Consider the following 6,218-nt stretch of genomic DNA (forward strand, 5'->3'; position numbering starts at 1 on the left):
CCAATCTCTCCTTAAAAAATTTTCTAACTTGATATGAAAAAAGAGCAACTCGCTAGGCCGAGTTGCTCTTTTTGCTGCCGGCCTGCGGTTCGTTACTGAACAGGCCTCTTTATTGAAGATTACCGGTTCAGATGCGTCTTTTATCATCGCAAAAGATCAAGTCGCATCTGTCCGTTTCCGTAGACGTAACTTGATTACCGGCTTTGCCAACTTCTGATTGTAATCAATTTTTCCATGGGATAATCTTCCTTTCGTATTAGATGTATTTAATAATAATCTAACAAATTGGACAGTGTCAAGAACAGAATTTGTTGTTTATTGACGAAAATTAAGGCAAAAAAGGGTAAATATCGAAATGTTTTTCGATAATCGGTCTAAGTAAAAGCTTAAAATGAGCAAAACACGAACATTAAACTGAATTTAATTGAAAAGCACCTTGTAAAATCGAAAAAATCGTTTTATACTTAATTCATTCTTTTACGAACTATTGAAATTCGACCATATTTAATGTTCGGGTTTTGCTAATAATCGGAGGCGATTTGCATTAAAGAATCAACTATTATTGAGGGAAGTTATTATTCATCAAGTAATTCCAATAGCGTCACATTCAAACAAAAGGCATAGGTGTGCATCACTAACGGTGTTATCGACCAAATCGTTGAACCGAGCGATGATAAATATCTTGCAATTAGGCGTCAAGCCGAGGAAGCCAACGAGTTGATCGTGCTAAGCGAGAACCAATTCTTATTACCAGGGTTCATTGATCTTCACGTTCATGCCCCTCAGTGGCCTAACGCGGGGGTGGCCTTAGACAAACCGCTTAATGAATGGCTCAATGATTATACGTTTCCACTTGAAGCTAAGTTTGAAGATACCGAGTTTGCTAGCAAGGTCTACCACAATCTAGTTGAAGAACTGATTGCTGAAGGAACTACCACCGTTCAGTATTTTGGAACGATATATAAGGACAGCAATCTTGAACTTGCCAAAGCGTGTATCGATGCTGGTCAGCGAGGTTTCATCGGCCAGGTGGTCATGGATAACAAGGAAGAGTCGCCTGATTATTACCGGAACGAAAGCGGTGATGAGGCGGTTGAAAGTACCAAGCAGTTTATCGCTGAACTAGCAAAGCTTAATCAAGACGGTGCTGTTAAACAAACGCCTGTCATTACGCCGAGATTCTTACCGAGCTGTACGATTCCAACGCTCAAACGATTGGGAAAGCTAGCCCAAGAATTAGACTTACCGATTCAATCCCACTGTAGCGAGAGTGACTGGGAAAATGGTTATGCCATCGAGCATTATGGCAAACGAGATTCAGCAGTGCTTGAAGAGTGTGGCTTGTTGACGGCTAACTCGGTAATGGCTCACGGAACGCTACTTAATGATGAAGATTTGGATCGATTCAAGCATCGCCAAGTTGCCGTTGCCCACTGTCCGGTATCGAACGTCTACTTCGGTAATGCAGTGACAAAGGTTCGCCAAATCCTTGATTCTCACGTTAAAGTGGGAATGGGAACTGATATTTCTGGTGGCTTTTCACCAAGTATTTACCGGAATATCAGCCAGGCGGTGATGTCATCCCGAATGTTGGCTGATGGAGTCGATAGTGATTTGGACCCAGCCGACCGAGGAGTTGCCAACAGTGCAATTTCCGCCAAAGAAGCATTTTACCTAGCAACCGCAGGTGGAGCCGAGGCCTTGAACCTAAACGCCGGCAAAATTGAAGTGGGAAAGCTAGCTGATTTACAAGTTGTTAGTTCCGCCTATCCATCCTTCACCAAGGAAAGTTCTGATGATAGGTTTGAAAAATTAATGTACCAAACGACGAAGGCAAACGTCGACCGCGTTTTTGTAAACGGAAAGCAAGTAAAGGGAGAATAAACAGTAATGAGAAAAGATAACGGTTTACTTTACGGACCAGAAGACAAGGTTTCATATTTCCAATCAGGACTATTAGGATTGCAACACGTACTTGCAATGGACGTGTACGTGCCACCGTTGATCATGGCAGGATTATTATCAATGACCTTGGGCCAAAAGACTGGTTTCTTACAAGCAGCATTTCTAGCCTGTGGGATCGGAACGATTTTGCAAACTAAGTTCTTTATGAAATTACCAGTATCTCAAGGACCTTCATTCGTTCCAATTGGTGCGGTAGCTGGTGTATACGCTGCCTATGGTGCTGGTAACGGCGGAATGGCCACGGTACTTGGTTCTCTGATTATCGGTTCGCTAGTCTTGATTGCGTTAGGGGCTTCTGGAATTTACCAAAAAGTGATCAACGCATTGGTGCCAGCTATCGTTGGTGGAACCATCATTACCTGTGTTGGGTTGTCATTATTACCAACTGCTTTAAACGACAATATTTTCAACGCAACTGGTAACATTAATCAAAATATCGAAATTGCTTCAATTACCGCAATCACAATGTTAGTTGCAATCACCATTGGAATTCGCATTCCTCAATTACAACGATTATTCAGAGTTAGTTCAATTGTTATTGCATTAGTTGCCGGAACAATCGCTGCTTCAGCAATGGGTAAGTTTGATTGGTCATCAGTTAGCAAGGCTGCCTGGTTCAGTTTGCCTAAATTCACAGCATTCCATTACGGAGTGCACTTCTCATTACCAGCAATTTTAACTTTTATCGTTATTTACATGGTGTTGACTACTGAAACTACTGGTACTTGGTTTGCAATGAGTGCCGTGGTTGATGAAAAGATTTCCAAGAAACAATGGAACCAAGGAATCATCGGTGAGGGCCTTAGCTGTCTTGTATCAGCTGTGCTTGGGGCTACTCCAATGACTGGTTACTCAACCAACGCCGGGGTGGTTTCAATTACCGGAGTTGCCAGCAAGCGGGTCTTCGTTTCAGCCGGAATCTGGTTCATCATTCTTGGATTCTTTGGCAAACTATCTGCATTCTTGTCAGCCGTTCCCGCTCCAGTGATCGGTGGTATCTTTGCCATCATCTGTGTCATCATTATGCTTAATGGTTTGAACGTTATCAGAAAGATTGAAACAACTGAAAGTACCCTTTATGTTCTTGGTATTCCAATCGTTTTGACAATGGCAACTGTGCTCTTGCCTTCAAAGGTAACAACTGAATTGCCACAAATGGTTCAATACTTGTTGGGTTCGCCAATCACGGTTGGTGCCATCAGTGCGATTATCCTTAACATAGTTATGGGTAGTGGATCAAAAGAAGAAAAAGTAGCAAAAAAACCCGTGGCTAAGGTCGCGGAAGCAAAATAGTTTATGAGGCTATCCAGAAATGGATAGTCTTTTTAATACCATTCCAGCAACGTTTTTTGGTAGACTTGAGGTAATAAATGAATGGGGATGAAACGAATGGCAGACGATAACTTAAAGGAATTCACTAAGGAAGAATTAGCTCAGTATGACGGCAATGGTGTGCGGGCTTACGTTGCAATTGACGGGATCGTTTACGATGTTACCAAGGAAGAGTCTTGGGAATACGGTAAGCATTATGGTCAATTAGCAGGCCGTGACTTATCTAAGGAAATTGAGGGTACCCCTCATGGTAAGTCGATTTTAGGCAAACTGCCGATTGTTGGTAAGTTGGTGGATTAATTGTTATGCGGTAGCTCTCAGAAAATTCTGTGGGGGTACCGCTTTTTGTTTGTCCAAAAGCTAAAAATTCTCTAATCACATACTGATTAACAATGGAAAAGTAGTATGCTAAACATGAGGTGATTTTTAAATGAAAATTGAATCAGTTTCACTTGAAGAGAAAAATAGTTCTTTAGATATGTACATTAGTAATTCGGATGTTAAGTTGCCCGGAATTGTAATCATTGCCGGTGGTAGCTACAATCCAATCAAGGAACGGGACTCCGAACGAGTTGCCTTATCGTATGCTACTCACGCTTACCAGGCATTTGTTGTTCAGTACCCAGTTGGTGAGAACAAGAGTTACGCTACAGCAAAAGTGGCTATTGCTCAATCGTTTGATTACATAGTGAGCCACGCTGACGAACTCAATGTTGATACTGATAATTTGGGGATCATTGGGTTTTCAGCTGGTGGCCAGCTTGCTGCGGCATACGCAAATAGTGAAGGCAATCATGCCAAGTTTGAAATTCTAGGATACCCCGTTATTAAACCAACGTTGGATGAAAAGATGGGCGTTACAACTGAGGATGTCAGCAAGATGGTATCTGCTAATACTCCTCGGACATTTATCTTTGGATCAATCAATGATGAACTGACGCCGTTTGGTAACCATATTTTGAGCTATGTGCAAGAGCTTGATAAGAATAACGTTAAGTTTGAATTGCATGAGTTTGGAACGGGTAATCACGGAATTAGTTTAGCTAATAAGTACACTGGAATTGTGAATGGTGACCGGACTGATGAGCACTTTTCAAAGTGGTTTGAGTTGAGCGTTGACTGGTTAAATAATTAGAGTGCTGAGCTTCTCGGTTGACTTCGAGCATTAATAAAAAAATGGGGTTGAGCAAACGAAGTGCGCAAAGCCATTTTTGAAATTAAGCGGAGGAGTCAGAGAAGGGAAGCCGATTTAAGCTAGAGTGCTAAGCTTCTCGGGAGTTACCGATAATTAAGCCAGATTTTTTGAGCGAGCAAACGAAGAGCTGATCCTTTCGGAAGTTGCCGACACCAAAGCCATGAAAAAGCAATACTTATCAGCCCTGTCGTTGTTGTTAGCCATTTATGGCTTACTACAAGACCAGACTTTGAGACTTTTGGTTTGTAAAAGGCTCAAAGCTGTGTCCAGGGCGTTCCATAAGTATTGTAAATGAATGGCTTAATAAACTAATCGTATCAAGTAATCAAGGCAGACCGTCCCCACGACCGTCTGCTTTTTATAACCAATCAAGGGAGATGTCACCATGCCATCACACACTTTAGATTCCTTTTCAACCGACATAAAGCTAACTGATCATCAAAACAAGGTTCTTGATCAGATCATTGATTTCACCCGAACCAACGTTAACCAAGATGGGCACGCTGTTTTTGTTTTGATTGGTGATGCGGGTACCGGCAAAAGTTTGATATTAAACCAAATGTTTACCAAACTTGCCCAAGAGATCGACAACACCTATTTCATGGTCAACCATCCTGAGTTACTCAAGGTATATCGTGAACTAGCAGGGCAGACGCCGGGGATGCTGAAGAAGTATTATCAACGGCCAACTTCGTTTATCAATCAAATGCACAAAAAACAACAAACCGCCGATTTGTCGGTAATTGATGAAGCTCACTTGTTGTTGAGCAAGCCTGACCACTACAATAACTATTACGGTGACAACCAGTTAGTTGATATTGCTAATCTGGGTAAGGTCACAGTGGTTGTGTTCGACCCCAAACAGGTTCTGAAAACGAAGAGCTTTTGGACTGAGGAACGCCTTGAAAAGATTTTAAAACCATATCCGCACAAAATCGTTCATCTGAAGGAGCAATTTCGAATGCAGGCGAATCCCGCCACGATGGAGTGGTTGGACACGTTTGTCAGCGGAAAGCCAATTCCATTAGCTCCTAAAAATCGGGGCGATTACGACCTACGGGTATTTCACGATGCCCAAAAATTGTATGAAACGATTATCGCCAAGAATGCTAGTCAGGGATTAGCCAGGATGACCGCAACAACGGGATATCCCTCTGTCCTTGATGGTGGCAAACACTACGTTGACGAGGGAAATTTTCACTTGCCGTGGGATCAGTACAACTTCACCGCAACTCCGTGGGCTGAACAACCGCAAACAATCAATGAGGTTGGCAGTATCTACACCGTCCAAGGGTTTGACCTTAATTACATTGGGATAATTATTGGACCGCCGTTTTATCTAACCGATAAGAATGGGCTTGGGGTTGATCCAAGTAAGGTGACGGATATTGAAGTGTTTAAACAGCGCCAAGATTTGACGGGTGACGACTTTGAAAGTAGTAAGGAGACGTTACTAAAAAACTCGCTAAACGTATTGCTGCGAAGAGGAATCAAGGGAATGTATTTGTATGCTCATGATTCGAAGTTGCAAGCGTATTTGGAAAAAATGGTTTGATGGTATAAGAAAACAGCAGGCACTTCAAATGCCTGCTGTTTTTATGGAACTATACTTTCTGGTATTGATGAACATCATCAATGCCAGTTTTTTTATCCAAAACAAATAGGACATCACTGTCCCATATGCTAAGATTTAAGCGTCTAAACAAAAAACAAGCGAGGTGTATGT

The 6,218-nt window shown here is 42.1% G+C and carries 5 protein-coding genes; all 5 read left to right on the top strand.

What is annotated here, in order from left to right; genetic code table 11:
• Window positions 1-624: 624 nt before the first annotated feature.
• The 5 genes from QOW94_RS08940 to QOW94_RS08960 all read left to right on the top strand — a co-directional run bounded on the left by QOW94_RS08940 (window position 625) and on the right by QOW94_RS08960 (window position 6,047).
• Entirely contained in the window at window positions 625-1,884 is a 1,260-nt protein-coding gene (locus QOW94_RS08940) for an amidohydrolase family protein (RefSeq protein ID WP_283680044.1), read from the top strand.
• A 6-nt stretch (window positions 1,885-1,890) separates the two neighbouring features.
• Entirely contained in the window at window positions 1,891-3,258 is a 1,368-nt protein-coding gene (locus QOW94_RS08945) for a uracil-xanthine permease family protein (protein ID WP_283680045.1), read from the top strand.
• A gap of 96 nt (window positions 3,259-3,354) precedes the next feature.
• The gene (locus QOW94_RS08950; protein WP_283680046.1) at window positions 3,355-3,597 is read left to right on the top strand and encodes a cytochrome b5 domain-containing protein; all 243 of its coding nucleotides are present in this window, start codon (window positions 3,355-3,357) and stop codon (window positions 3,595-3,597) included.
• A 130-nt stretch (window positions 3,598-3,727) separates the two neighbouring features.
• A complete protein-coding gene (locus tag QOW94_RS08955) occupies window positions 3,728-4,432 on the top strand; it encodes an alpha/beta hydrolase (RefSeq protein WP_283680047.1) in 705 nt (234 codons plus the stop codon).
• A gap of 445 nt (window positions 4,433-4,877) precedes the next feature.
• A complete protein-coding gene (locus QOW94_RS08960; RefSeq protein WP_283680048.1) occupies window positions 4,878-6,047 on the top strand; it encodes a DUF2075 domain-containing protein in 1,170 nt (389 codons plus the stop codon).
• The last annotated feature ends 171 nt before the right edge of the window (window positions 6,048-6,218 follow it).

It is taken from the genome of Lentilactobacillus sp. Marseille-Q4993, assembly GCF_951230165.1.
Lineage (GTDB): Bacteria > Bacillota > Bacilli > Lactobacillales > Lactobacillaceae > Lentilactobacillus.